This is a genomic window from Ralstonia sp. GX3-BWBA (assembly GCF_003290055.1).
Lineage (GTDB): Bacteria > Pseudomonadota > Gammaproteobacteria > Burkholderiales > Burkholderiaceae > Ralstonia > Ralstonia holmesii.
The window spans coordinates 199,203-225,298 of record NZ_QMKS01000012.1 but is presented as its reverse complement, the minus strand read 5'-3'; the positions used below and the strand labels follow the sequence as shown (position 1 = coordinate 225,298).

At 64.5% G+C, this 26,096-nt stretch carries 24 protein-coding genes, 1 tRNA gene and 1 riboswitch; of the genes, 12 read left to right on the top strand and 13 right to left on the bottom strand.

Translation table 11 applies throughout. The annotated features are described in order from the left end of the window. The first annotated feature begins 111 nt into the window (after positions 1-111). The 3 genes from DOD19_RS15330 (at position 112) to DOD19_RS15320 (ending at position 4,814) form a co-directional block, all read left to right on the top strand. Entirely contained in the window at positions 112-591 is a 480-nt protein-coding gene (locus DOD19_RS15330) for a VOC family protein (protein ID WP_112186371.1), read from the top strand. A gap of 221 nt (positions 592-812) precedes the next feature. Continuing rightward, positions 813-3,206: a DUF3274 domain-containing protein gene (locus tag DOD19_RS15325; RefSeq protein WP_112186368.1), complete on the top strand. Its 2,394-nt coding sequence runs from the start codon at positions 813-815 to the stop codon at positions 3,204-3,206. Positions 3,207-3,215: 9 nt separating this feature from the next. Beyond that, the gene (locus DOD19_RS15320) at positions 3,216-4,814 is read left to right on the top strand and encodes a hypothetical protein (RefSeq protein ID WP_112186366.1); all 1,599 of its coding nucleotides are present in this window, start codon (positions 3,216-3,218) and stop codon (positions 4,812-4,814) included. Positions 4,815-4,832: 18 nt separating this feature from the next. On the opposite strand, the gene DOD19_RS15315 is transcribed toward DOD19_RS15320, so the two are convergent. The 5 genes from DOD19_RS15315 to DOD19_RS15295 form a co-directional block, all read right to left on the bottom strand. Beyond that, positions 4,833-5,192 carry a DUF4369 domain-containing protein gene (locus tag DOD19_RS15315; RefSeq protein WP_112186365.1) on the bottom strand — a complete coding sequence of 120 codons (360 nt, stop codon included), beginning with the start codon at positions 5,190-5,192 and terminating at the stop codon, positions 4,833-4,835. 14 nt (positions 5,193-5,206) lie between these two features. Continuing rightward, on the bottom strand, positions 5,207-6,118 hold the full coding sequence (thiD, locus tag DOD19_RS15310) for a bifunctional hydroxymethylpyrimidine kinase/phosphomethylpyrimidine kinase (protein ID WP_024977094.1): 912 nt from the start codon (positions 6,116-6,118) through the stop codon (positions 5,207-5,209). Positions 6,119-6,271: 153 nt separating this feature from the next. After that, positions 6,272-6,967, bottom strand: a complete 696-nt coding sequence (locus tag DOD19_RS15305) for a hypothetical protein (RefSeq protein ID WP_112186363.1) — start codon at positions 6,965-6,967, stop codon at positions 6,272-6,274. Positions 6,968-7,056: 89 nt separating this feature from the next. After that, the gene (locus DOD19_RS15300) at positions 7,057-8,463 is read right to left on the bottom strand and encodes an alkaline phosphatase (RefSeq protein WP_024977092.1); all 1,407 of its coding nucleotides are present in this window, start codon (positions 8,461-8,463) and stop codon (positions 7,057-7,059) included. 16 nt (positions 8,464-8,479) lie between these two features. Further along, a complete protein-coding gene (locus DOD19_RS15295; protein WP_112186361.1) occupies positions 8,480-9,940 on the bottom strand; it encodes an alkaline phosphatase in 1,461 nt (486 codons plus the stop codon). Between the two features lie 225 nt (positions 9,941-10,165). On the opposite strand from DOD19_RS15295, the gene DOD19_RS15290 reads away from it, so the two are divergent. From DOD19_RS15290 to DOD19_RS15270, 5 genes are all read left to right on the top strand, one after another. After that, complete coding sequence (locus DOD19_RS15290; protein WP_112186359.1) at positions 10,166-10,915, top strand: AAA family ATPase; 750 nt, start codon at positions 10,166-10,168, stop codon at positions 10,913-10,915. A 42-nt stretch (positions 10,916-10,957) separates the two neighbouring features. Beyond that, positions 10,958-11,041, top strand: a riboswitch (S-adenosyl-L-homocysteine riboswitch). Positions 11,042-11,149: 108 nt separating this feature from the next. Next, positions 11,150-12,574, top strand: a complete 1,425-nt coding sequence (gene ahcY / locus DOD19_RS15285) for an adenosylhomocysteinase (protein ID WP_112186358.1) — start codon at positions 11,150-11,152, stop codon at positions 12,572-12,574. Between the two features lie 55 nt (positions 12,575-12,629). Continuing rightward, positions 12,630-12,974 carry a phage holin family protein gene (locus tag DOD19_RS15280; RefSeq protein WP_004628357.1) on the top strand — a complete coding sequence of 115 codons (345 nt, stop codon included), beginning with the start codon at positions 12,630-12,632 and terminating at the stop codon, positions 12,972-12,974. 10 nt (positions 12,975-12,984) lie between these two features. Further along, positions 12,985-13,815: a methylenetetrahydrofolate reductase [NAD(P)H] gene (gene metF / locus DOD19_RS15275; RefSeq protein WP_112186356.1), complete on the top strand. Its 831-nt coding sequence runs from the start codon at positions 12,985-12,987 to the stop codon at positions 13,813-13,815. A gap of 30 nt (positions 13,816-13,845) precedes the next feature. Continuing rightward, on the top strand, positions 13,846-14,334 hold the full coding sequence (locus tag DOD19_RS15270) for a TfoX/Sxy family protein (protein ID WP_112186354.1): 489 nt from the start codon (positions 13,846-13,848) through the stop codon (positions 14,332-14,334). A 4-nt stretch (positions 14,335-14,338) separates the two neighbouring features. On the opposite strand, the gene DOD19_RS15265 is transcribed toward DOD19_RS15270, so the two are convergent. Next, positions 14,339-14,953, bottom strand: coding sequence for a pyridoxamine 5'-phosphate oxidase family protein (locus DOD19_RS15265; protein ID WP_112186352.1), 615 nt, complete (start codon positions 14,951-14,953; stop codon positions 14,339-14,341). A 17-nt stretch (positions 14,954-14,970) separates the two neighbouring features. Further along, a complete protein-coding gene (locus DOD19_RS15260; protein ID WP_112186350.1) occupies positions 14,971-15,564 on the bottom strand; it encodes a 5-formyltetrahydrofolate cyclo-ligase in 594 nt (197 codons plus the stop codon). A 189-nt stretch (positions 15,565-15,753) separates the two neighbouring features. Between DOD19_RS15260 and DOD19_RS15255 the strand changes: the two genes are divergently transcribed. The 4 genes from DOD19_RS15255 (at position 15,754) to DOD19_RS15240 (ending at position 21,093) form a co-directional block, all read left to right on the top strand. Next, complete coding sequence (locus tag DOD19_RS15255; RefSeq protein WP_112186598.1) at positions 15,754-17,706, top strand: lytic transglycosylase domain-containing protein; 1,953 nt, start codon at positions 15,754-15,756, stop codon at positions 17,704-17,706. A 185-nt stretch (positions 17,707-17,891) separates the two neighbouring features. Continuing rightward, complete coding sequence (locus DOD19_RS15250; RefSeq protein WP_024977083.1) at positions 17,892-18,896, top strand: complex I NDUFA9 subunit family protein; 1,005 nt, start codon at positions 17,892-17,894, stop codon at positions 18,894-18,896. Between the two features lie 224 nt (positions 18,897-19,120). Continuing rightward, positions 19,121-19,810 carry a glutathione S-transferase family protein gene (locus DOD19_RS15245; protein ID WP_024977082.1) on the top strand — a complete coding sequence of 230 codons (690 nt, stop codon included), beginning with the start codon at positions 19,121-19,123 and terminating at the stop codon, positions 19,808-19,810. Beyond that, positions 19,807-21,093: a multifunctional CCA addition/repair protein gene (locus DOD19_RS15240; protein ID WP_112186348.1), complete on the top strand. Its 1,287-nt coding sequence runs from the start codon at positions 19,807-19,809 to the stop codon at positions 21,091-21,093. The genes DOD19_RS15245 and DOD19_RS15240 overlap by 4 nt, the downstream gene beginning before the upstream one ends. A 30-nt stretch (positions 21,094-21,123) precedes the next feature. Here the strand turns inward: DOD19_RS15240 and DOD19_RS15235 are convergent, their stop codons facing one another. The 6 genes from DOD19_RS15235 to DOD19_RS15210 all read right to left on the bottom strand — a co-directional run bounded on the left by DOD19_RS15235 (position 21,124) and on the right by DOD19_RS15210 (position 26,073). After that, on the bottom strand, positions 21,124-22,029 hold the full coding sequence (locus DOD19_RS15235) for a glutamate/aspartate ABC transporter substrate-binding protein (RefSeq protein ID WP_024977080.1): 906 nt from the start codon (positions 22,027-22,029) through the stop codon (positions 21,124-21,126). Between the two features lie 82 nt (positions 22,030-22,111). Further along, positions 22,112-22,948 carry a 3-keto-5-aminohexanoate cleavage protein gene (locus DOD19_RS15230; RefSeq protein WP_112186346.1) on the bottom strand — a complete coding sequence of 279 codons (837 nt, stop codon included), beginning with the start codon at positions 22,946-22,948 and terminating at the stop codon, positions 22,112-22,114. Next, positions 22,942-24,297, bottom strand: coding sequence for an aspartate aminotransferase family protein (locus tag DOD19_RS15225; RefSeq protein WP_112186344.1), 1,356 nt, complete (start codon positions 24,295-24,297; stop codon positions 22,942-22,944). Before DOD19_RS15225 ends, DOD19_RS15230 begins: the two co-directional genes overlap by 7 nt. A 16-nt stretch (positions 24,298-24,313) precedes the next feature. After that, entirely contained in the window at positions 24,314-25,222 is a 909-nt protein-coding gene (locus DOD19_RS15220; protein ID WP_024977077.1) for a MurR/RpiR family transcriptional regulator, read from the bottom strand. Between the two features lie 182 nt (positions 25,223-25,404). Continuing rightward, positions 25,405-25,710, bottom strand: a complete 306-nt coding sequence (locus DOD19_RS15215; protein WP_024977076.1) for a hypothetical protein — start codon at positions 25,708-25,710, stop codon at positions 25,405-25,407. Between the two features lie 287 nt (positions 25,711-25,997). Next, positions 25,998-26,073, bottom strand: a tRNA-Phe gene (locus DOD19_RS15210). Positions 26,074-26,096: the final 23 nt, after the last annotated feature.

Genomic DNA, 26,096 nt, shown 5'->3' with positions numbered 1-26,096 from the left:
ACGTCCTACGGGTTTCGACACGCAAGCGCTTTTCCGCTGACCTATCCTGTTCGTGCGCCGCTGCGGTCGTTGCCGCAGCGGCTTTCCAAAACACGCTGCAGGAGACAAGACATGGCGGTCCAGCCCATCCCCGAGGGTTACCACAGCGTCACCCCGTACCTGAGCATCAAAGGCGCCGCAAAGGCGATCGATTTCTACAAGCAGGCCTTCGGCGCCACCGAAATCATGCGTATGAACGGCCCCAACGGCACCATCGCGCACGCTGAGATTCGCATCGGCAATTCCCCCATCATGATGGCCGATGAATTCCCCAACATGGCCTGCGCCAGCCCCGACACGCTGCAGAGCACGTCGGTCGGAATGATGATCTACGTGCCCAACGTCGACGCCGTATTTGCCAATGCCCTGAAGGCCGGCGGCACGGAAGTGCGCCCGGTGGTGGACCAGTTCTACGGCGACCGCTCCGGCACGCTCAAAGACCCGTTCGGCCACGTGTGGACGGTCTCAACGCATGTGGAAGACGTGGCGCCCGATGAGATGGCCAAGCGCATGGAGAAGTGGACGAAGGAGCAGGCAGCGGCATCGGCGTGACATCGGTGTGGCCAAGAAAAAAGCGCGGACGAGAGCCGCGCTTTTTTTCTCCTGCGTTCTCGACTAATTACCGCGTTGGACATATCCCGTCGTTGTTCATTGCGGGCAGGCCTCGGAGGCGATGAAGTCAAAGAGTGTTGAGTCTCGTCGATCTCGTGCGCGACGCTCCGACACTGGTGGATCTGTGTGCGTTTGCATCTTCCACCCTGAGGTCCTGCACGATGACTATCCCTGAACAGGCTCTGCCCGAAACTACCGTCACCGCCCGCCGCCGCTCTTTCTACGGCATCAAGGTGACGGACATCACCCTACCCGGCGGCCCATGCCGCAAGGTCGTCTACCCCGCCCCGCTGCCCGGCGTCATCATCTTCGTGCATGGCGTCAATTCCACCGGCGAATGGTTCGACGCCGCAGAGGAAGGCCTTTGCAAGGGGCTCAATGCCCGCCTGCAACGCAACGACGAACAGGTCGCCTACCCTAAGGAGAGCGGCAAGCTGCGCCCCATGCGCTATACAGCCGAACTAACTGAAGACGGCTATATATCGGACGACCTCAAAGCAAATACCTTCGTTCAACCTGGCACCGGCACCAGCCCCGTCATCCGTTTTCGCTGGGGCTACAAAGCCAGCAGCGAAGACGTGGTCCAGGAAGACGGCACCATCCGCAACGAGCTTGCCAGTGTGGGCGGCAGTATTCTGCTCGACGAGAAAAACGCTTGGGGCGGCGGTCCGTTCGTCAATGGCGCCTCCGCTCTGCCGGATCTGTTCGGTAAGGGCACCGACAGCGAAGTGTTGGGCGGTCTGTTTGAACTCCAGCACCTGCAAACCAGCGACCGCCAAATCTACAGCGCTCCCACGCGCCACTACCAGGCCTTTGCCGCCTGGCGGCTGGCCAAGCTTATCTCCCGCATCCGAGAGCTGCACCGCGACATCTTCGAGCGCGATTGCCCCATCACAGTCGTCTGCCACAGCCAAGGCAACATGGTGGGCTTGGCCTCCGCCTACTTCGGCGCCAACCACCGCGAGTTCCAATCATTGGGCGTAGCCGACACCTACGTTCTGGCCAACCCGCCTTACAGCCTGCGGGGTAGTCGCCTGGATAACTTCAGCCAATTTGACGGCGCAGGCCGCGTCACCTACGACGCGCGCGTTGCCGGCCTCAAGGGCTTCTTTGACATCGCGCGCCACTTCCAGGACCGAGCCCAGCACTACAGCCACCACGCCGTGGATCAGCTCGGATTCAACGTCTGCCCCAAAAATGGCGACGCCCCGCGTACTGCCGCCCAGGACAGCGCAGACCACCAGACCCGCGGGCGCGTCTTCCTCTATTGCTGTCCGCACGACCGCGTCATCTCCGTCTCACCCGTCCAAGGCATGGGCTGGCTTGGCTTGAACGACGAGGATGTGCGAGCCACCGGGGCTCAGGACATTCTGTTCCAACGCGTCTGGGCGCAAACCAAGCCGGGCACCCCGTACGAGGTGGGCGCAGAACCGGGCTACCGTTACCGCTATTGGCACGACACCATCGGCGCCACGCCCGCCGATGTGGGCAGCGGCTGGGATGACGCCGCCGGCACCTTCAAACCGCAGAACACCAAGCCCACCTTCTGGACGCCGCCCCCCGACACCGCGGGTGTTTCCTTCGCCCGAATCTGGGGAGATTCGCGCAAGAGCATTTTCGGCAAGCTTTTCGCCAGCGCTGCAGGTGTTCCGATCCAAGCCCTCATGTGGGGTGGCCAAGCAGTCAAGGGCGCCACCAACGTCAATGCCGACCCAGCGGATGGCTGGACCGTGCTCGTCAATGCCCCCAAGGTGCCCAGTGGTGGCATCGTTCCCCGGGCCGTCTACTTGCCGCACGGCAAGCCCCGACCCGGCGAGACCTCACATCCGGATGGCGTTCGCACCATCGGCCCCTTCAACCAGTACAAGGAATCCGCCAGCGATGCGCTGAACCGCAAGCGGAGCATCCCCGCAGGGCAGTTCGACCCCTACGCCGAGCAACGCAAGACCGGCTACGGCAATGCCGCCACCGAAGCCGCCATGCGCTACGACCAGAACGCCGGGGTGCGCCAGCGCGCGCGGCGCGAACTCTACAACGACGACGGCACCGTCAGGAAGGGCGTGCCCTTTGCGGAAGGCGATGTCGAGAAGATGAACGCTGCACAACACCACACCTTGCGTGGCACGAAGTTTGGCGCTTTCGAACAGCAAGAGCGCACGACCTTGATGAAGGACGGCGAAGACGCACAGGCTACCAACCACTCCACCATCCTCACCAACGCCATGCATGCCGAACATGTGCTCGCCTATGACGTGGACGTGGGCCTGTGCCACTTCGATGAACTGTTGATGAACCAGTTACGGCGGATGGCGGATTGGCGGTGGTGCAAGCCAGAGAAAACGGATGAATGCCCGAAGGGGCGAAACATCGACCTGGACGATGAATTCACTTACTACAACACCAAAGAGGCGATCTATCGGGGGAGCGCACTGGCCAAACACGAGCTGCTGGATGCCAATCAAGGGGCAGTTAAGGCCATCGGCATTGCTGACGCGCGCAACCCGGGGCGCTTTGATGCCCTCCACATGCCGCCAGGCGGACCACGCTACGCCTGAGGAACCCACATGCGCGATTCATTTCATCTCATCGCTTACAGGCGTGCTGCCACCCATGCGCTAGCCGTCGCCTGCCTGTTGCTTACCGCCTGTCAATCCGGAGTCCAGATGCCGACCAATAAAACCTACTACCGCCAACCCATCGCCTGGCCTCGCATGCAAACGCAAGCGCAACAGGTTGATTCGGGCCAGGCCCCCGCCGCCGTCCTGCTTGGGGTGCAATGGCTCAACCCGCTGATGCGCCGAAGCTACCCCACTCAATGGAATCTGCTGTGGGCACAAGGGCTCGCACAGCCCAATGACGACGATTTGCAAGCGAAGCGCTTCAAGCTGGGCGACGCGGTGGGCCAGGTGACCAGTGGCGTGCCTCGCCGCCTGCGGCTAGAAGACTTGCCGCACGTGGAGCGAGATGAATTCGCGACGGCGTTAAGCGATTTGATTACTGCTCCGCTGAACACCTTTAACGACTACCTTGAGAACCCGAACTACTTCTATTCCCTCAAGCGGGGCACCGGCCGCCCCAATTACTTCGACCCGAACGTGTTCTTTGGGTTGCCGCGCGAGTGGTTGAACACACCCACGTACATCAACGGCAATGCGAAGGACACCGGCTTGGATGCCATGCTCCGCGAGCAACGGGAGATGGGGGTTCCGGCGCCAAGCTACCTTGCCTACGATGCCGCCCACGCTGAAGAGCGCATGCGCGACTACTGGGTCACCCTGCACAAAGACCGGGAGGGCAAGACTGTGCGTGGTACGCGCGTCCTTCCCTCAATGATCATCGGCGAACGCACCTTGTCACTGCTGGCCGTGCGGCGGCTTGTGTTTCATGAAATTGCACGGGACTCACAAGCCAGGAGCATGCTGCTCAACCCTGACGGCAGGTTGCCTAACGTAACGGTGTCGGCGGGCGATACCAACGTGGGTTTCTACAACCTGCAAGACGCCCTGAAGTTCCTGGCACAACACCCCGACAAGCTGGTGTGGGTGTGGAACGTAGACGCCCCGAACTACCCCATGGGCGAGCAGACCAACGAAAACACCGCCCTGCTGATCCTCGGCCACCCGAGTGCGGATTGGGGCTACACAGCGCTGGCTTCGATCTACACCCCGCATCGGCACCAAGGCGCCATTGGCAACAAGGCGGCCAACCCCGGTGGGGCGTGGACGGGGCTCATGCAAGCCGTGCAAGCACAGGCCTCAGAACAGCACCCGGTCGAACGCGTCTACTACGACGTGCCCAAGCATGCCGGCAATGTCACATCCTTGATGGGGCCATTGCGCGCCGCTATCCACCAGCAATGGCCTGACCTGGACCAGATCGCCAACGTGTACAGCGTCGCTGAACACATGGAGGGCCCGGCCCGGGCTGCAAGCTTTGCCGTCAATGCTGGATTTGCGGCGGCGTATGCCAACCAGAGCGGCAAGAGTGCCGTCGTCACCAGCGTGGCCGACGCGACCGATAGCTGGGCAGTGCTGATCGGTCCGCCGCCGGGCTGGCAGCCCAAGCCGCCGGTGACGTACTGGCCCCGCGCACGAGGCGAGAACCGGGCGTACTGGGCTTGGTTTGGGGAGCGGACTGACGGCAACAAGGCTAACGTTCCATGAGGCCGTTATCAGACGGGTTCAACGCGGCTGGCACGTCACCTGAACGTTGTTCACATCGCCATTGACCGTGCCGCTGCCATTGGTCACCACGCAGTTGGCCGATGCGGGCTGCACACTGATCGTCACCACGTAGCTGCCGTCGAACGGTATCAGTCCGCCAAACACGAACGGGCCGTTGGCGGCCAGCGTGAGCGAATCGCGGCCGTTGTTGAGCAATACGATCGACTGGCCACCGGGCAACCCGCTCAACGTGCCGCCGATCGAGAAGGCGCTGCCGATGCCCGAGCCCAGGCTGATGTAGCCATTGCAGGCACCAAGCAGTGCGCACAGTGCAGCCACCGGAAGGTGGCGAACCAGCATGATCGGCAGGCGTTTCATGGCAGCTCCCCTGATCAGTCTTCCTCGACATCCACTTCAAGCGAACGCGGTGCGGCGAGCGGCCGCGGCGCGAACCCGTGGTTCAACGGACCCGCGCCGCGCCCGAGCGCCAGATGCCGGCCCGCGCCGATGGCATGCAGCAGGTAGTCGAGTGACGCTTCGATGGCCACTTCCAGCGCGTCGCCGCGCGCCAGGTGCGCGGCAATGGCGGCGGACAGCGTGCAGCCCGTGCCGTGCGTGTGCGGCGTGTCGATGTAGGTGTGGGCGTAGATGCGCTCGGTGCCGTCGGCGGTAACGAGCACGTCTTGCAGCACGCCGTCTTCGCCGGCGGTTGATGCGCCGGCCAGATGCCCGCCCTTGAGCAGCACGGCGCGGGGCCCAAGCGCCAGCAGATCGCGCGCGGCGGGCAGCATGTCGTCGGCGGTGCGCACCTCGCGGCCGAGCAGTGCGCTGGCCTCGGGCAGGTTCGGCGTGACGAGCAGCGCGCGGGGGAACAGCCATTTCGCCATCGCCTGCGCCGTGGCATCGCTGCCGAGCTGCGCGCCGCTGGTGCTGACCATGACCGGATCGACGACGAGGTTGGCGATCGGGTGACGGTCCAACGCGGAGAGGATGGCCTCCACCACCTGTGGCGTGCCCAGCATGCCGGTCTTGGCGGCGTCCACGCCGATGTCGGTTGTCACGGCATCGATCTGTGCGGCGACGATGTCGGGTGTGAGCGATTCCACCGCCGTCACACCCAGCGTGTTCTGCGCGGTGATGGCCGTGATGGCCGACATGCCGTAGCAACCGAGCGCGGCAAATGTCTTCAGGTCAGCCTGGATGCCCGCACCGCCGCCACTGTCCGAACCGGCGATGGTGAGCACGCGCGGCACGTGCGAGGCGGGAGCGGCAAACGCAGCGAGGGTCGGGTCGGTGATCGTCATGTCGTGCGAATGTTTGGGGGGTGTTTCGCACTATAGCGCTATCGAGACCGGACCGACGTGGGGAGGCCGGGCCGGCATTTCGGGCTGCCGGGCCCGGTGGGTCATCAGTCCGATGCCGCTGGCACATGCACGCCGCGTGGCGAGTGCCGGGTGTCAGTCCATCAGGTCGGTGTAATCGGCGGCAGCGTAGCGCTGGGCGCGTTCCCACGGCGCTGCGGCCGGCGCCGGTAATGCCGTCACGCGTGTGAGCTTGCGTTGCGTGCCGGTGGCGTTGCGCGATTCCACGCGGCGCGGATATTGGCCGGCCACGTCCCAATCGACGGTGACAGTGCGCTCACCCTGCGTTGAGCGGTAAGTCTGCACGCCATTGCGCGCGGGGCCGTCGGCGCGCATGCCTTTGAGCGCGGCGGGGTCGAGCAGGTGATAGGCCGTCGCCCATGAGCCGTCGAAGCCGATGTTGGAATATTCGGCCGGTTCCACGGCGTAGTTCTTCTGCTGCGATTCGCTTACCACGCGCACGGTCAACGCGCCCTTGGCGTCGCGTTCGATCCAGCGCGGGGCGGTGTCGGTGTCGGCGTGTTTGTGGCCGGCGTGGGTGTTGGCGTGGTCATGTTCGGCGTGCGCCGATGCGGGCGGCAGTTCTCGCGCGATCCAGACGCGGTCGCCCTGACGATAGACGCGCTCGGCAAAGCGGACGTCGCGCTGGATGCCGTCGGTGCCGAGCGACGACATCTGGTGTTCGACGCGCAGGGCGGTGAGCGAGTTGGACGAAGCGGGGCCGGCAGCCTGTGCCGTGCCGGCAAGCGCGGCGAGCGCGAACGAAAGTAGGAAACGAGCGGATCGGTTCATGCGGATTCGGGATCGGAAAAGCGGGAAAGCGGAAACGAAAAAAGCGCATGCCGATTGCCTCGGCATGCGCATCAATGGAAACGCAGGAATCAGAGGCCCATGGCCGTCTTGACCACGCCGAACACTTTCGTGTTGTCCAGCGTGCCCTTCAGCGGTGTGCTGCCCGGACCAGAGGAGAACAGCATCACATCCCCGCCGCCGTGCGTTTCCGAACCAGGCGTGCCGAGCTGCACGCCCACTTCCTGCAGGTAATCGTCTGCAGCCGTGTCGACCGAGGCCACGTTGTCGCGTGTCGCCTTGCGCGTCGTGCCGCCGTTGCCGAACACCAGCGTGGTGTACGGCAGGCCGTCCGCAGCCAATTGCGGCTGGCCGGTCTTGATGTCGTTCGACACGCCCAGGATCGGGTTGCCCTTGCGGGGGTAGCCGTTGATCGTCATCGTGTGGTCGTGGTCGGCCGTGACGACGATCAGCGTGTTGGACAGATCCGCAATCGACAGCGCGCGCTTGATGGCTTCGTCAAATGCACCGGCGTCTTCCAATGCGCGCTTGGCGTTGGTGCCGTGCAGCGCGTGGTCGATGCGGCCGCCTTCCACCATCAGGAAATAGCCCTTGCCGTTCTTCTGCAGCACGCGCATGGCCTTCTCGGTCATGTCGGCCAGGCTGGGCTCGTCCACATTGTTCTTCTTGCGGTCCAGCTCGTAGTTCATGTGGTCCAGGTTGAACAGGCCGAGCAGCTTGGTCGTCGTGGCCGGGTTGACGGCGGTGAGTGCCGTGCCGGTGGTCACATAGGTGTAGCCGGCGGTCTGGAACTGCGCGGTCAGGTCGGTCGTGTCGGTGCGCTTGCTGCCAGTCGTGCCTTGCGGCAGGTAGTGGCGGCGGCCGCCGCCCAGCAGCACGTCCAGGCCATCCTTGAGCGCGGCGTTGTAGAGCGTGTTGCCCGGTGCACCTTGCGCGGCGATCTGGTTTTCGCCGTCGCGGTGGCAGATGTGCGAGTACGTGGCGGCCGGCGTGGCATGCGTCACGCGCGTGGTCGTGACCGCGCCCACCGACTTGCCGGCAGCCTTGGCAAGTTCCAGCAGCGTCACGGCCGGCGTGCCGTTGTTGGCGGGGCACGTGCTGTCTGCACCGCTCACGTAGCCCTTGCCCGTGGCATCGCTGGCCTTGGTGTCGGCCGACATGGAGATGACCTCGTTGTTCATCTTCACGCCGGTCATGTACGCCGACATCGACGGTGCGCTGTCGGTGGTCTGCGCATCGTTCGAGTACGTCTTGATGCGCGCCGTGCGCTTGAGCGATTCCATCGTCAGGCGGCCGGCCTCGCCCACCTTGTAGATGCGCGTGGCGGTGACGGTGGTCGGGCCCATGCCGTCGCCCAGGAAGAAGATCACGTTCTTGGCTTCACCGGCGGCGTGTGCTTGGACACAGGCACCGGCTGCCAGCGCCAGCAGGCCGGCTTGAATGACGCGATTCGGGATGCGGTTCGATTGTTTGTTCATGATTGCCCTCTCCCTCTTACAGACCCACGGCCTGCTTGATGAGGCCGAAGACCTCGGTGTTGTCCATCGTGCCGGTAAAGCGCTCGGCACCCAGGCCGCGTGCGCCGATGAAGACATCGGTGCCGCCGTGCGTTTCGCCGCCCGGCGCAACCGGAATCACGGCTTCCTGGTGATACGTCTTGTCGTACACGGCCGCATCCGTCAGCGCACCGCGCGTGGCCGGGCGGTTCTCGCCGGTGCCGAAGCCGATGATGGTGAAAGGGTTGCCGCCCGTGTCGGTAGCGTTGGCGCCCGTCACGTAGTTCTTCAGCAGGCCCAGCACGCCGGGGTTGCTGTCGCTGGTCGGGCCCGTGCGCTTGGCGTAGCCGTTGAGCACCAGCGTGTGGTCGTGGTCGGCCGTCACGACAATCAGCGTGTTCTTCAGGCCCGGGTCGATCGTGTTGAGTTTGTCGATCGCACCGCGAATGGCGGAGTCGAACGCCACCGTGTCCTGCAGTGCCTTGCGGGCGGTGGTCTCGTGCAGCGCGTGGTCGATACGGCCGCCTTCCACCATCAGGAAGAAGCCCTTCTTCTTGGCGGCGAGTACGTCGATGGCCTTGTTGGTCATCTCGCCCAGGCTCGGTTCCTTGCTCGGATCACGATCCAGGTCGTAGGACATGTGGCTGCTGGTGAACAGGCCCACGACCTTCTTGTCGGTGGCTTGCAGCGTGTCGAACTCGGCCTTGTTGCTGGCATAGCGATAGCCGCCTGCCTTGAGTTCGGCGATCAGGTCGCGGCCGTCGGTGCGCGCGCCGCCAGCGGTGCTCGGCAGGAAGTGCTTGCGGCCGCCGCCGAAGACGACGTCCACGCCATCGCCCAGCGTGGCGTTGAAACCCTTGCCGGCCGGCGTGAGTTGCGCGGCGATGGTGTTCTCGCCGTCGCGGTGGCAGATGTGCGAATACGTGGCGGCCGGCGTGGCGTGCGTGATGCGCGTGGTGGTGACCACGCCCGTGCCATAGCCTGCCGCCTTCATCAGTTCGAGCAGCGTCGTGACGGGCTTGCCGTTGCCGCTCGGGCAGGTGCTGTCGGCGCCCGAGAGGTAATCCTTGCCGCCCGCGTCATAGGCCATCGTGTCCGCAGACATGGAGATGACCTCGTTGTTCATCTTTACGCCGGTCATGTAGGCCGACATCGACGGCGCCGAGTCGGTCACCTGCGCGTTGTTCGAGAAGGTGCGCACGAAGCCGGTTTCCGGCAGCGTGTCCATGGTCAGTTCGCCGTCTTCGCCCACCTTGTAGATGCGCGCGGCGGTCATGGTGGTCATGCCCATGCCGTCGCCGAGGAAGAACACGACGTTCTTGGTTGGTCCGGTTGACGGTGTGTTGGCGTCCGGTGCGGCGCTGCCGGCGTTGCTGGACGTGCCGTCGCTGCCGCACGCAGCCATGGCCAGTGCAGCGGCCGCAGCGGCGGCGTACTTCGTGAATTTATGGTTGTGCATCGTTGGCTCCCTGAACGATGCCCGGCACTTTGGTGGCCGCGTGTTGCATGTCCGTGATTCGGGTGCGCCACTTCCTAACCGGATCGCAAGGTTTGCCTGTGACAGCGCATTGACACTGCGGCGTGATGCGCGCTACGGAGGCTCGGTTGCCTGAGCAGGCAACGGGTCCCGAGCCAGCATGCGGCGCGATACGATGCGGCATCTGCGATTTGCTCCACGCCCCCCATGCTCACCCGCCAATTCGTCAGCCACGTCACGCTGCGGCGCGACACCGTTGCCGCGTTCGACGCGTATCCGTTCAGCCTGCCCGCCGTGCGCGCGCTCGATACGCTGGAGCTGCATCCCAAGGTCACGTTCCTCGTCGGAGAGAACGGTTCAGGCAAATCCACGCTCATGGAGGCGATTGCCGTGGCGCTTGGCTTCAACGCCGAGGGTGGGTCGCGCAACTTCAATTTCAGCACCCACGCGTCGCACTCCGAGTTGCACGCGCATCTGCGTATTGCCAGGGGCTTTCGCAAGCCGCGCACCGAGTTCTTCCTGCGCGCCGAGAGTTTCTTCAACGTGGCCACGAATATCCAGCAGATGGATGGGGAGCCGGGCCTTGGCGGGCGCGTGATCGATTCCTACGGCGGCCGATCGCTGCATGCGCAATCGCATGGGGAATCGTTTCTCGCGCTGCTGATGAACCGGTTCGGCCCGAATGGCCTGTATCTGCTCGATGAACCAGAGGCGGCGCTGTCGCCCCAACGGCAACTGGCCGTGCTCACGCGCCTGCACGATCTGGTGCAAGCGGAAAGCCAGTTCGTGATCGCCACGCACTCGCCCATCCTGATGGCGTATCCGGACGCGTGGATCTACCAGTGTGACGGAGACGGCATTCGGCGCGTCGCCTATGAAGAGACCGAGCACTTTCAGGTCACGCGTGACTTTCTGGCCAATCCGCAGCGGATGCTGAACGTGCTGCTGGAGCAATGAACGGCCGTGGTGGCGGACGGCCGAATCCGCTACAATCCAGCCCATTCCGAGGAGCGTTGCAACGACCGGCCCAAGTTCAGACGGGGCGGCCGCCAGGCTCGGAAGTTCAAACGGCGCTCGCAGTATCGTGGCTGACACGATGGCGAGAACGCATCTATCCGGGGCCCCCGCGCGGGCCTCGTCTCAGTGGTTATCTCCCTGCGTGCGGTCACCCATCTTTTCCGGAGTGATCCAATGAACGCTGTCACCGAACTGAAACACGATTACCTCGTCGCCGACATCAAGCTGGCTGACTGGGGCCGCAAGGAAATCGCCATCGCCGAGACCGAAATGCCCGGTCTGATGGCGATTCGCGACGAGTTTGCCGCGAGCCAGCCGCTTAAGGGCGCGCGCATTGCCGGCTCGCTGCACATGACCATCCAGACCGCCGTGCTGATCGAGACGCTCAAGGCGCTGGGCGCCGACGTGCGCTGGGCCTCTTGCAACATCTTCTCCACGCAGGACCACGCTGCCGCGGCGATCGCCGTATCGGGCACGCCGGTGTTTGCGTTCAAGGGCGAGTCGCTCAAGGAATACTGGGACTTCACCCACCGCATCTTCGAATGGGCCGACGGCGGCACGCCGAACATGATTCTGGACGACGGCGGCGACGCAACGATCCTGCTGCACCTGGGCGCCAAGGCTGAAAAGGACGCTTCCGTCATTTCGAAGCCCACCAGCGAAGAAGAAACCTTCCTGTTCGCGGCCATCAAGGAAAAGCTGGCCAAGGACGCGACCTTCTACAGCCGCAACCTCGACGCCATCAAGGGCGTGACCGAAGAAACCACCACGGGCGTGCACCGCCTGTACCAGATGGCCCAGCGCGGCGAACTGCGCTTCCCGGCCATCAACGTGAACGACTCGGTCACCAAGAGCAAGTTCGACAACCTGTACGGCTGCCGTGAGTCGTTGGTCGACGGCATCAAGCGCGCGACCGACGTGATGATCGCCGGCAAGGTGGCGATCGTGGCCGGCTACGGCGACGTGGGCAAGGGCTCGGCACAGGCACTGCGCGCGCTGTCGGCGCAGGTGTGGGTGACCGAGATCGACCCGATCTGCGCACTGCAGGCCGCCATGGAAGGCTATCGCGTGGTCACGATGGCCTACGCCGCCGAGCACGGCGACATTTTCGTCACCTGCACGGGCAACTACCACGTCATCACGCACGACCACATGGCCAAGATGAAGGACCAGGCCATCGTCTGCAACATCGGCCACTTCGACAACGAGATCGACATCGCCTCCGTTGAGAAGTACCAGTGGGAAGAGATCAAGCCGCAGGTCGATCACGTGATCTTCCCCGACGGCAAGAAGATCATCATCCTGGCCAAGGGCCGCCTGGTGAACCTGGGCTGCGCCACGGGCCACCCGTCGTACGTGATGAGCAGCTCGTTCGCCAACCAGACCATCGCGCAGATCGAGCTGTGGACGGAAGCGCAGAAGGGCTCGAACAAGTATCCGGTGGGCGTCTACACGTTGCCCAAGCATCTGGACGAGAAGGTCGCGCGCCTGCAGCTCAAGAAGCTGAATGCGCAACTGACCCAACTGACCGACCAGCAAGCCGCATACATTGGCGTGAGCAAGGAAGGCCCGTACAAGGCTGACCACTACCGCTACTAAGCCGTACCTGCCGGCGGCATTCCCAGCCGCCGGCTCTCCAACCGAGGACTCCTCCATGAGACTGCTCGCTGTCTGGGTCATCAACGCGCTGGCGTTGCTTCTTGTCGCCTATCTGCTCAAAGGCATCCATGTCAACGGCTTCGGCTCCGCGCTGATCGCGGCGCTCGTGCTGGGTCTGGTCAACACGCTGATCCGCCCGATCCTGGTGATCCTCACCCTGCCGGTGACGCTGCTCACGCTCGGGCTGTTCATCTTCATCATCAACGCGCTGCTGTTCCTGTTTGTCGGCAACCTGCTGGCAGGCTTCCAGGTGGCAAGCTTTGGCGCGGCGCTGCTGGGCTCCATCCTGTACAGCGTGATCTCGTGGCTGCTCTCGAGCCTGCTGCTGCGCGAGGCTTAAGGTTTCTGTCATGCAAGATCGTCAATTCAGTTTCGAATTCTTCCCGCCCAAGACGGCGGAAGGCGCCGAGAAGCTGCGCAACACACGCGCGCAGCTTTCGCCGCTCAAGCCCCGCTTCATCTCCGTGACGTTCGGTGCGGGTGGCACCACGCAGCAGGGCACGCTCGACGCCGTGGTGGAAATCCAGCGCGAAGGCATCGAAGCGGCGCCGCACCTGTCGTGTGTCGGCTCGTCACGCGAGAGCATTCGCGGCATCCTCAACACGTATCGCGAGCACGGCATCCGCCGCATCGTTGCGCTGCGCGGTGACATGCCCTCGGGCATGGGCGAGATCGGTGAATTCCGCTTCGCCAACGAGCTGGTCGAATTCATCCGCCAGGAAACCGGCGCGGCATTCCACATCGAAGTGGCGGCCTATCCGGAATACCACCCGCAGTCGCGCTCGGCGCGGCACGATCTGGAGAACTTCGCCCGCAAGGTGAAGGCCGGTGCCGACTCCGCCATCACGCAGTACTTCTTCAACGCGGACGCGTACTTCCAGTTCGTGGACGACGCACGCAAGCTCGGCGTAGAAGTGCCCATCGTGCCCGGCATCATGCCGATCACGAACTCGTCGCAGCTCATGCGTTTTTCCGAGATGTGCGGCGCGGAAGTGCCGCGCTGGATCGCCAAGCGCCTCGAGGGCTTCGGCGACGACCGTGAATCGATCCGCGCCTTCGGCCTGGACGTGGTGACGGCCATGTGCGACCGCCTGCTGCAAGGCGGCGCGCCGGGCCTGCACTTCTACACGCTCAACGCCGCCGGTTCCACGCGCGCCATCTGGCAGCGTCTGGGCCTGTAAGCAGAAAGCAGCAAAGCAAAGGAGATCGTCATGGCAGCCGCACCCGATCCGCTGATCGCCTGGTTGCTTGACGAACTCCGGCCGCTCGCCGCGCAAATCGGCGAGATCCGCGCGCGCCGGATGTTCAGCGGTGCGGCGCTGTATTACGACGACATCGTCTTTGCGCTGGTGCTGCGCGGCACGTCTTACCTGCGCGTGGACGATCTCACGCGCGAACGTTTTCTCGCTGAAAAATGCACACCGTTCAGTTACGAGCGCAACGGCCGCGCCATCAGCATGACCGGCTATCTGAGCACGCCGGCAGAGGCGCTCGACGGCGGGCAGCCGTTGCGCGACTGGGCACGGCTGGCGATTGAAGCCGCGTTGCGTGACGCGAATGCGAAGGCGGCGAAGCCGAAGCGCGCCGCAGCAAAGACTGCCAAGGCCCAGAAGATCACAAAGACAACGGCGGCCAAAAAGGTCGCAGTCAAGAAAGTGCCTGCCAAAAAGGTTGCCGCAAAAAAGACAGCCAAGCGCTGAACGCTCAGTACAGCGTTGTCTTCAGGCGCTCGGGCAATTCCCGATCGTAGGCGTCGCCATCAAATGCGCCACCGCTGATGTGCTGCAGGATCTTGCCTGCGGTGGGCACGGCGAGCTTGGTGTCGCGCGCGCCGCGCTCCCAAAGCTTTGAGCGCACCAGCGCCTTCGAACAGTGGAAATACACCGTCTGCACCTGCACGAGGATTACGCTGCGCGGCAGCTTGCCCTGCACGACAAATAATGCAAGCAATTCCGGGTCAGCCGAAATAGTGGCCGTGCCATTGACGCGCAACGTTTCACCCACGCCCGGCACGATAAAGAGCACCGACACGCGCCCGTCTTCGACGATGTTGCGCAGGTTGTCGATGCGGTTGTTGCCGGGCCGATCGGGAATCGCCAGCAGGCGTTCGTTGAGGATGCGCACGAAGCCCGGCGCATCGCCCTTCGGCGAAGCATCCGTGCCTTGCGCGCCCACCGACGACAGCACGATGAACGGCGACGCCTCTACGAACGCGCGGTAGTCGGCGTTCAGGTGGTCGATCTCCTTGAGCAGCGAGCGTGGGTTCGGGGCGCCATACACGGCTTCAAGGTCGGCAACGGTTTTCAGCGTGTGGGACATGGGCTTCCTGTGCAGGGTTAAAACGCGCCGCGCTCGGTGACGATGCAGTCCAGCGCGATGTCGTGCGGTTGCGGTGCGATGGAATCCACGCGGTTGACCTCATACGCCACGCCAATCGTGCGCGGACGGTGCCCGGCGGCATGCAGCGCAGCCAGTGTGCGGTCATAGAAGCCGCCGCCGTAGCCGATGCGATAGCGTTGCCCATCAAAGCCCACGCACGGAATCAGCAAGGCATCGGGCGTTTCCATCTCGCCCGAGCGGGGGATGGGGATGTTGTAAGCGCCCGGGATCATTTCACAATCGGGCGTCCATCGCCGAAACTGCAGGGGAGAAAACTTGTCAGTCACCACAGGCAGCAGTGCATGGCGCGTAGCGTCGGCCGCCAGCCAATGGCCCAGCACGGTCAACGCATCGAACTCTCCCTGCGTTGGCCAGTAGGCGGCCAGGCGTTTGACGGGCAGTGCGTTTAGCAACCCAGCCAGGTGATGCGCCAGCGCGGCATCGTGTGCGACGTGGTCTGGCAGTGCAGCGCGTGCATCGAGCAACATGGTGCGCAGCGTGCGGCGCGATTCGATTGGCGTGGTGGGATTGGCCGGATCGTGCGTACTCATTGGATGTGGCCTCTCGCCGGTTCACGATCCGTAGCGAGCGGCCCGAGGTTGGTGCGAGAAGCGCAGTCGTACACGTGTACGGCGAGCATCGCAGTGCCAAGATCGGGCCGCGCAGTCGGATCGTGAATTGGCGCTAAGGCTGACATGGGATAATTCGGCGGACCTAACAGTGATTGGATGGGGCAGGAGATGACATTGAAGGCCAAGGCAGTATATCGCGCGGTAGCGCTGGCTTTTGCAGGCATGGTCGGCATGAGCGTGGTCGGCACGACGCCGCTGGCGATGGCCGCCAAGCGCCAGGCGCCGCAAGGCATTCCGGCCAATCCGGACGATGCGTTTGTCGAGTTGCGCAACGCTGCGCGTCGCAACGATGTGTCGCGCAGCTGGGAGCTGGCCGACAGCCTCTCCGATTACCCGATCCAGTCGTACGTGCAGTATTTCCGCATCAAGCCGCAATTGTTCGATGCCAGCGGCTATGCCCGCACCGATGCGCCGGAAGACGAAATCCGTTCGTTCCTGCAGCGCTACAAGGGCGAGGCGATTGCCGACCGGCTGCGCAACGACTGGCTGCTCGTGCTCGGCAAGAAGCGCGACTGGGCGACCTTCGATGCCGAGTACCCCAATTTCGTGCTGAAGGACGATACGCAGGTCGAGTGCTATGCGCTGCTCTCGCGCGCCATGAAGGGCCAGAACGTGGCCGCCGATGCGCGCAGCACGCTGTCGGATCCCAAAGGCTATGGCGAAGGCTGTGTCGACCTGATCGGCTATCTGGCGCAGTCCAAGCAGTTCACCCGTGCAGATGTGGCGTTTGCGGCGCGGCTGTCGCTGGAGCAGAACCTCGTCACGCAGGCATCGCGCATTGCGGCGGTGCTGGCCGAGGGCGATCGCGTGGACAACGACACGCTGGCCAACGTGACGCGCATGGCACGCAATGATCCGTCCCAGGCGACGGCGTATCTGCTGGCGCAAAGCGGCGGCCTGTCGCGTGAAGAGCAAGGCGCGGGCTGGGGCGTGATCGGCCAGTACGCCGCCAAGAAGCAGACACCCGATGCGCTGGATGCCTACCGCCGCCAGATGACGCTCGGCGGCGATGCCTACCTGTCGGACGATTCGCAGGAGTGGCGTGTGCGCACTGCCCTGCGCGCGGGTGACTGGAAGATGGTGCGCCAGGCCATTGAAAAAATGCGCCCCAGCCTGCGCGATCGTGATCCCGCCTGGACGTATTGGTACGGCCGTGCACTCAAGGCCGACAACCGCAACGATGAGGCCCGCCAGCAGTTCCAGGCGATCGCAGGCCAGTTCAATTTCTATGGCCAGCTGGCGCAGGAAGAACTCGGCCAGCGCATCACCGTGCCGCCGCGCACGACCGTGACCGACGCCGAGATCGACGTGATGGGCCGCAACCACCCGGGCTTTGGGCGGGCCAAGAAGCTGTACGACCTGAATCTGCGCTTCGAGGGCAACCGTGAGTGGAACTGGGAGCTGCGCAACATGAGCGACCGCGAGTTGCTCGCCGCAGCCGAATATGGCCGCAAGCTGGGCTTGCTCGATCGCACCGTCAACTCGGCGGACAAGACCAAGACCGAGCACGACTTCTCGCTGCGCTTCCCGACGCCGTACCTCAGCGTGGTGCAGCGCAACGCCGATGCCGTGGGCTTGGACATTGCCTGGGCCTACGGCCTGATCCGCCAGGAGTCGCGCTTCATCATGGATGCGCGGTCGTCGGTGGGCGCCTCGGGCCTGATGCAGGTGATGCCGGAAACCGCCAAGCACATCGCCAAGAAGATCGGCCTGCCGGGGTTCCGCGTTTCGCAGATGAGCGACATCGATACCAACGTGCTGCTGGGTACGGCCTACCTGTCGATGATCCTGACCAACCTGGACAGTTCGATCACCCTGGCTACCGCCGGCTACAACGCGGGCCCCGGCCGCCCGAAACGCTGGCGCTCGACGCTCGCGCGGCCGGTGGAAGGTGCGATCTTCGCCGAGACGATTCCATTCAACGAGACCCGCACGTATGTGAAAAACGTGCTGTCGAACGCGACGTACTACGGCGCGTTGCTGACGGGCCGCCCGCAGTCGCTGAAGGATCGCCTTGGCAAGGTGGCGCCCGAATCCGTGACGCCGGACGACCTGCCATAAGCGCCCCGATCGTCATCCCGCCGTCACATCAAACGCCCGCCGCAACGCGGGCGTTTTTTCTTGGGTGTGTGCGCTGGCTGGCGCACAGAAGTGTGGCTCGCAGCACGCCGCATCGACATATCTTGGAGGCGATCGCCTTCGGGATGTATTGTGGTGTTGCCCCCTCCCGTCTTGGAGACGCCTCCATGCAGCCCTCCAATCTGCTCGTCTTTGGCGGTACCGGTTTTATCGGTTCGCAGTTGCTCTCACGGCTGGTGACGGAGACGTTTTCCGCGCCCGGCCTACCCGAGGGCCGGATCATCGTGCCCACGCGCGATCCTGAGTCTGCCCGCGCACACAACCTCACGCTGCTGCCGCGTGTGGACGTGATGGACGCCGACATCTACGCCGACGATGCCCTCGACGCGCTGTTTCTGGCGCTGACCGAGCGCGGCGGCGAGCACTGTGCCGTCATCAACCTCGTCGGGGTGCTGCAGGATGCGCGCGAGATGCCGTACGGGCCGAATTTCCAGCGCGTGCATGTCGATCTGCCTCGCCGCATCGTCGCCGCATGCCGACGCCATGGCGTGAACCGGCTGCTGCACATGAGCGCGCTGGGCGCCGACCCCGCCGGCCCGTCGATGTACCTGCGCAGCAAGGGCGACGGCGAACGCGTGGTCATGAACAGCGAGCTTGACTGGACGGTGTTCCGTCCGTCGGTGGTGTTCGGCCCGCGAGATCATTTCCTGAATCTGTTCGCGAGCATGCAGCGCATGGCGCCGTTTGTGCCGCTGGCTTGTGCCGACGCGCGCTTCCAGCCTGTATACGTGGATGACGTGGCCGCCGCGTTCATCAATGCGCTCAAGAAGCCCGCGACGATCCGGCATGCTTATCCGCTGGTCGGGCCGCGCGTCTACACCCTGGCGGAGCTGATGCGCTTTGCCGGACGTGCCAGCGGCCACCCGCGCTGGATCGTGCCACTTCCCGAAGGCTTGGGCCGTATGCAGGCCGCGTTGCTTGAGCATCTGCCAGGCGCGCCCATCTCGCGGGACAACCTCGACTCCATGCGCGTGGACAATGTCAGCATGGAACCGGTCGCCCCGGAACTCGGCATCCACCCGCTCGGCATGGAAGCGGTAATGCTGCCTGCGCTGGCCGGTTTTGGGCCGGACCGCGGATTGCGTGCGGCACGCACAAGGGTCCATCGCTAGGCGCTACGGAAACCCGGAGTATTGGCGCGTTTGTGAATCCGCTTCACAACCGTGGCCAATCCGTTTCATTTTGTGGCGGTGCAGCGCAAGGCTAGAATGGTTTGTTCGCCTTCGCGCTGCCGCTCGCCGCTTCCGATACAACAAGACTAGAGCGCCCCGGCATTCCCGCGCGATGCTGGCGGGCTCCCACAACAATTGCTGTGCACTCTCCAAGGACGGGAATCATGAAACTGGTCATCGGCAACAAGAACTATTCGTCGTGGTCGCTACGCCCGTGGCTGCTCGCCAAGCAGGCCGGCATTCCGTTCGAAGAGATCCGCGTGCGCCTGCTGAGCGAGACCTTTGCCGCCGACGTGGCACGTCATTCGCCGGCCGGCCGCGTGCCGGTGCTGGTGGACGGCGACATGAACGTGTGGGATTCGCTCGCCATCTGCGAGACGCTGGCCGAGCGCTTTCCGCGCGCGCAACTGTGGCCGCAAGACCCGAAAGCCCGCGCGCACGCCCGCTCGATCTGCGCTGAAATGCACAGCGGCTTCACCAACCTGCGCAACAACATGCCGATGAACGTGACGGCCGTGCTGCCCGGCATGGGCTGGAACGTGGCCGTGCAGCGCGACATCGACCGCATTGCAGCCATGTGGACCGAGCTGCGCCAGAAGTACGCAGCGGAAGGTCCGTTCCTGTTCGGACACTTCACGGTGGCCGATGCGTTCTACGCGCCGGTGGTCAGCCGCTTCGCCACGTACGGCGTGCGTCTGCCGGAGGCCGCAAAGACCTACGCCGATTACATCCTCAACCTGCCCGCCATGCAGGAGTGGATTGATGGCGCACGCGCCGAGCATGACTTCCTCGCCGACGACGAGCCGTATCGCACCGCACCGGACGAAGACACGCTGGTTGCCGCCAATCAATGACGGAACGCGCAGCACAGACCGAGGCCATCGTCGATCCGGCCACGCACGGACTGGATGTCTATGCCGTGGGCGGCGCCATTCGTGACGCGCTGCTCGGGCTGCCGGTGCAGGACCGGGACTACGTTGTGGTCGGGGCCACGCCCGAAGACATGGAAGCGCGTGGCTTTCGTGCCGTCGGCAAGGATTTCCCGGTGTTCCTGCACCCGGCCACGCATGCCGAATATGCGCTCGCCCGCACCGAGCGCAAGACGGCTGCCGGCTACAAAGGTTTCTCGGTCTACTACGCGCCGGACGTCACGCTCGAAGACGACCTCATCCGCCGCGACCTGACCATCAACGCGATGGCGCAGCGCGTGGCGGAAGACGGCGCGCTGGTCGGCCCCGTCGTCGATCCGTATGGAGGACAGGCTGACCTGGCCTCGCGCACGTTCCGGCATGTATCCGATGCGTTCATGGAAGACCCGGTGCGCATCCTGCGCCTGGCGCGGTTTGCTGCGCGCTTTGCCGACTTTCATGTCGCGCCCGAAACCAACGCGCTCATGCAGCGCATGGTGCAGGCCGGCGAAGTCGATGCGCTGGTGCCTGAGCGTGTGTGGCAGGAAATTGCCCGCGGCCTGATGGAGGCTCATCCGCAGCGCATGTTTGCCGTGCTGCGGGATTGCGGTGCGCTGGTGCGCCTGCTGCCAGAGCTTGACCGGCTGTGGGGCGTGCCGCAGCGCGCCGACTATCACCCCGAAGTCGATACCGGCGTGCACACCATGATGGTGATCGAAACGGCCGCAGCGATGGCGACGTCGCTGCCGGTACGCTTTGCCGCGCTGGTGCACGACCTCGGCAAGGGCACGACGCCTGAGGACATCCTGCCGCGCCACATCGGCCACGAAGAGCGCAGCGTGCCCCTTATCGACGCGGTGTGCCAGCGCCTGCGCGTGCCCACCGAGTGCCGCGAACTGGCGCTGGTGGTTGCGCGCGAGCACGGCAACATCCATCGTTGTGACGGCTTTGATGCAGCGGCGCTGGTACGCCTGCTGGAACGCTGCGATGCGCTGCGCAAGCCCGATCGTTTCCGTCAGGCCCTGCAGGCGTGCGAGGCAGATGCACGCGGCCGTCTCGGGTTTGAAGGCCGCAGCTATCCGCAGACAGCGCGTCTGCTGCGCGCGCTCCAAGCCGCGGCATCCATCGACGCGGGCGCCGTCGCCAAGCGCTATGCCGACAACCCGGCGCACATCAAACAAGCCGTGCATCAGGCCCGCATCGAGGCCGTTGCGCAGGCCGGCGTCTGAGCTGCCACCCAGAGCCGGCCGTGCGGCCGCTTACTCGAACGGCGTGTCGCTCGGATTGGCGTACAGCGCCTTCAACTGATCGTTCATCGGGAAGTTGAAGTTCAGGTTCTTGGGCGGCACCGGCTTTTCGAACCACTTGGCGTAGAGCGTCTTGATCTCGCCGCTCTTCATCACGCCGATCATCGTGTCGTCCACGAGTTTTTTGAACTGCGGATCGTCCTTGCGCAGCATGAAGCCGTAGGCCTCGAACGATTGCGGCGTGCCGGTCACGACCCAGTCGTCAGGCTTTTGTGCCAGCGTGCGTGCGCCGGCCAGCAGCACGTCATCCATCATGAACGCCGCCACGCGGCCGCTTTGCAGCGTGAGGAACGATTCACCGTAATCCTTGCCGCTGATCACGTTCATGTTCATCTTCTTCTCGTCGTTCATCTTGCGCAGGATGCGTTCCGACGTCGTGCCCGCGTTGGTGATGACCGACTTGCCCGCCAGGTCAGGGAAGTCCTTCACGCCCGATTTCACGTTGGTCAGCAGGCGCGTGCCGGCGATGAAAAAGGTGGTCGAGAACGCCGTCTGCTGCTCGCGCGATTTCAGGTGCGTAGTCACGCCGCACTCCAGATCCACCGAGCCGTTCTGCACCAGCGATGTCCGGTTCTGCGACGTCACCGGAATCTGCTTGATGTCCAGATTGGGCTTGCCCGTCTTCTTCTTGACGGCGTCGATCACGCGCGAGCAGAGGTCAGCCGAGAAACCGACGATCTCGTTCTTGCTGTCGCGGTAGGAGAACGGAATCGACGACTCGCGCACGCCGATCAGGATCGTGTTGCTGTCCTGGATCTTCTTGAGCGTGCCGTCCAGGGCCTGCGCGTGCGCGCTGATCGCGAGCAGGCTGGCCAGCGCTAGCGGGATGGATCGGATACAGCGGGTGGTCAAACGCATACTTCCTCCAATGGTTGTGGTGCGCGGCCTGTTGTGTTGCGGCCGTCTGTGCTTTGGCTTCGTGGTGATGAGTGCGGAGCGTCTAGCGGCCGAACCAGCTGCGCAGCTCTGCGGCGCTGGCCACCGGCCGATGCAGCGCGTCGAGATGCCGTCGCAGGTTGGTGACGAGTGCCGCGTTGTCGGGCGCCGTGCTGCCGTCGGGCAGCGCCATGTTGTTTTCGAACCCCAGGCGCGCGTGGCCGCCGAGCAGCGCCGCGCTGAGCGCGCATTCGGCTTCGCGCGGGCCGAATGCACACATCGCCCACGGTACGTTGGCGGTGATGTCACCGCCGTCAGCCCACGCCTGCAGGAAGGGCAGCAGATCCGACGGATCGGAGCGCTGGCCTGCGCTGTAGCGGCCGAGTACGAACAGCACCCAATGCGGTGTGTCGGGCAGCACGCCGCGCGCACGCAGGTCGCGGTAGCGCACCACGTCGTCGGCGGAATAGAGGATGTACTGGATGGCCGTGCGCGTGGCAGCAAGCTCACCAAAGAAGCGCGCCGCTTCCGCCTCGTGCGCCGCATCGGGCGCCAGCTCGCGCAGCGCGGCGGATATCGCCTCCGGCTGCAGCGCACGTACCGAGGCCATTTGCTGTTCGGGCGTGTAGATGCCAACGGCCTCGGTGGTGATCTGAATCACCAGCGCATCGCCCACGGCGCGTTGCACGGCGGCGATGGCCGGGCGGTAGTCGTCAGGCGCCAGGCTATGCGTGCCGTCTGGGCGGCGCACATGCAGATGCAGCATCGCGGCGCCGGCATCCACACATTGGCGCGCGCAGGCGGCCAGTTCGTCGGGCGTGATCGGCAGCGCGGGGTGATCGGCGTGCGTCTTGCGCGCCCCGTTGGGCGCCACGGCGATGGCGATGGGTTTGGTCACCATGCGGCCTCCTGCGCCTTGACGGTGGCGGCGTCAACCGCATCGCCCAGCCGCTCGACGATGGCGTCGATGTCCTGCGCGCTGGCAATGAACGGCGGTGCCAGCAGGATGTGGTCGCCGCGCCGGCCGTCAATCGTCCCGCCCATCGGATACACCATCAGGCCGCGCTGCATGGCTTCAGCCTTCACGCGTGCGTGCGTCTTGCATGCTGGCGCCAGCGGCGCCTTGGTCGCGCGATCCGCCACCAGCTCCACGCCGACGAACAGCCCTCGCCCGCGTATGTCGCCCACATGTGCGTGGTCGGCAAAGCGCGCGCGCAGCGCCGCACGCAGTTGTTCGCCACGCGCCTGCACGTTGGCGAGGAGGTTGTCTTCCTCGATCACCTTCTGCACTTCCAGTGCCGCCGCGCACGCCGTGGCGTGGCCAATGTAAGTGTGGCCGTGCTGGAAGAAGCCGCTGCCGTTCGTGATCGCGTCGTAAATGCGGCGATTCACCAGCGTCGCGCCGATCGGCTGATACCCGCCGCCCAGCCCCTTGGCAATGGCGACCATGTCTGGCACCACGCCATCTTCCTCGTATGCGAACAGATAGCCCGTGCGGCCCATACCGGACATCACTTCATCGAGCAACAGCAGCACACCGTGACGGTCGCACACCGTGCGGATCTTGCGGAAGTAGTCGGCCACGGGCGGCACCGCGCCGGCCGTGGCGCCCACCACCGTCTCGGCGACGAAGGCCGCGACATTTTCCGTGCCGAGTTCGACGATCTTCGCGTCCAGTTCATCGGCTAGACGCTGCACGTATTGCGCGTCGCTTTCGCCATCCAGGCGCTCGCGATACGCATAGCACGGCGAGACATGGTGTGCCGGCACCAGCAGGGGCAGGAACGGTTCGCGGCGCCACGCGTTGCCGCCGATCGCCAGCGCGCCCAGCGTGTTGCCGTGATAGCTCTGACGCCGCGCGATGAAGTACTGGCGCTGCGGTTGTCCAATCTCGACAAAGTACTGGCGTGCCAGCTTGAGCGCCGCCTCGATCGCTTCGGAACCGCCAGAGACGAAGTACACGTGATCCAGATCACCCGGCGCAGCCGCGGTCAGGCGCGCAGCCAGTTCTTCGGCCACGTCTGTCGTGAAGAACGAAGTGTGCGCATAGGCCAGCGCGCGCACCTGCTTGCAGATGGCGTCCACCACGCGCGGATGGCCGTGGCCCAGACACGAGACGGCGGCACCGCCGCAGGCGTCGAGGTAGCGCTTGCCGTCGGAGTCGATGAGGGTCATGCCCTCGCCGCCGACAGCGATGGGCAGCGTCTTGCGCGGGTCGCGGTGGAAGACGGAGGTGGTGGACGGTGTCATGGACGGTCGGGATGGTTCAACGTTGGGTGGGCGGCACGGCGACTGCCGCTTCACTGCGGCGGGCGCTGCGCACGTAGGCGGCTTGTTGCTTGAGCTGGGCGTCGCTGTCGGCAAGGTGCGTGAGCGCGGTTGGGCCGGCGTGGCGGAACCACGTCATCAGCAGCGCATCGAGCAGCGCCATGGGCGCGGCCAGCGAATGGAAGAACGACGGAATGGCGACGGGCGCGACGAGCTGTTGCCACGCCAACTCGGCACCGGGGGCAATGGCGCTGTCGGTCACATACACGAGGCGCGCACCGCGCGCATGCGCGTACTGCATCGCCTCGATGACTTCGCGCGTGTACGGATCAAAGGTGACGGCCACGACGATGTCGCCGTCGCCGCAAAAGCGCAGCGGGTCGGCCAGCGTGTTGCCGCTGCCGGCGCACAGCGTGACCTTGTCGTCGAACAGTTGAGCGGCGTAACCGAACGCATGCGTTAGCGCCAGGCAACTGCGCGCGCCCAGCAGATAGACCCGGCGCGCCTTGCAGAGAGCAGCGGCCACGGTATCCAGCGCCGCCAGGTTGGCTGGTGAAAACGCCGACTGCACATGCGCGCCGATGGCCATGCCGATGCGTTCGGCCTCCGAAGCGCCTGCCGCATCGTCGCCCTGCAGCGCGTTGGCGCGGCCGGCAAAGCCGTCGGCCTGCTGGCGCAGGTGGTTCACGCAGATATCGCGCAGCGCGGCAAAGTCATCAAAGCCCAGCGCGCGCGCCAGACGCGAGAACGTGGCCGGCGGCAGGTCGCAGCGGCGCGCCAGGTCCCGCATCGAAAGCAGGGCGATGTCGTGCTGGTGCGTCTCAAGCAACATGGCGGCACGCTGCAGTTGCGGAGAGAGATCGCCGGCGCGGTCGCGCAGCGTTTGCATGAGCCCATCGAACGTCATAAGGTGATCGCATTGATTCAATTGTTTCGTAAACTACGCAACTGAAACAGTTGAGTCAATATCGGATTCACCCTTGGGGCCGCGCACGAAAACAAAACGGCCGCACCTCAAGGCGTGCGGCCGTAATGGGCAAACAAAAACGGAGGCCGAAGCCTCCGTCAGGGATGTGTGATGCGCGCGGCTCAGGTTGCCGGGGCGTCGAGCTGTTCCATGCGGAACTGGAAGAAGCCTGCGCCGATCAGTCCAAGCAAGCTCAGCGCCATGCACGTGCAGGCCAGAATCATTACCGCGCCCAGCGACGAAACCCCGCTCATGAGCGGCGTATGCATCAACGCCGACAGATTGCCGCCAACCCACATGGCCGCGACGAGGGCCATCAAACACGTCAGCGCTGCGGCATTGCGCAACCACGTCAACCGCGTCTTGCGGCTGATGCCGTCGAAAGCGTGGAAATGGAAGTGGTGGTGACCGGTGCCAACGAGTGCCATGGAGAATCTCCTTGTGCTTGCCGTTTGATAGCGTTGAGTCACTATACCGAGACCTGCGACAGTTTGGCGCAGTTTACGCTGCTAGGTATACCCTGAGCTGCGCTGCGTCAAGAGGTGCGGGTACATTTTTTGTGGGTGCGACACTGCGCCGCAGATCGGCGACTGGCGCGGCAAATCGGGAGATGGCGGGTGCGGGCGAATTGCACCGCAGAAATGAAAAAAGACCTCGCGAGGAGGTCTTTTTTGTTGCCCTGCAAAATCGATCGATCTTGAAGTGCGAAGAATTTTGGTGGCCTGGGGCGGAATCGAACCACCGACACGCGGATTTTCAATCCGCTGCTCTACCAACTGAGCTACCGGGCCAAGCAAAGAAAGGCAAGTATGAC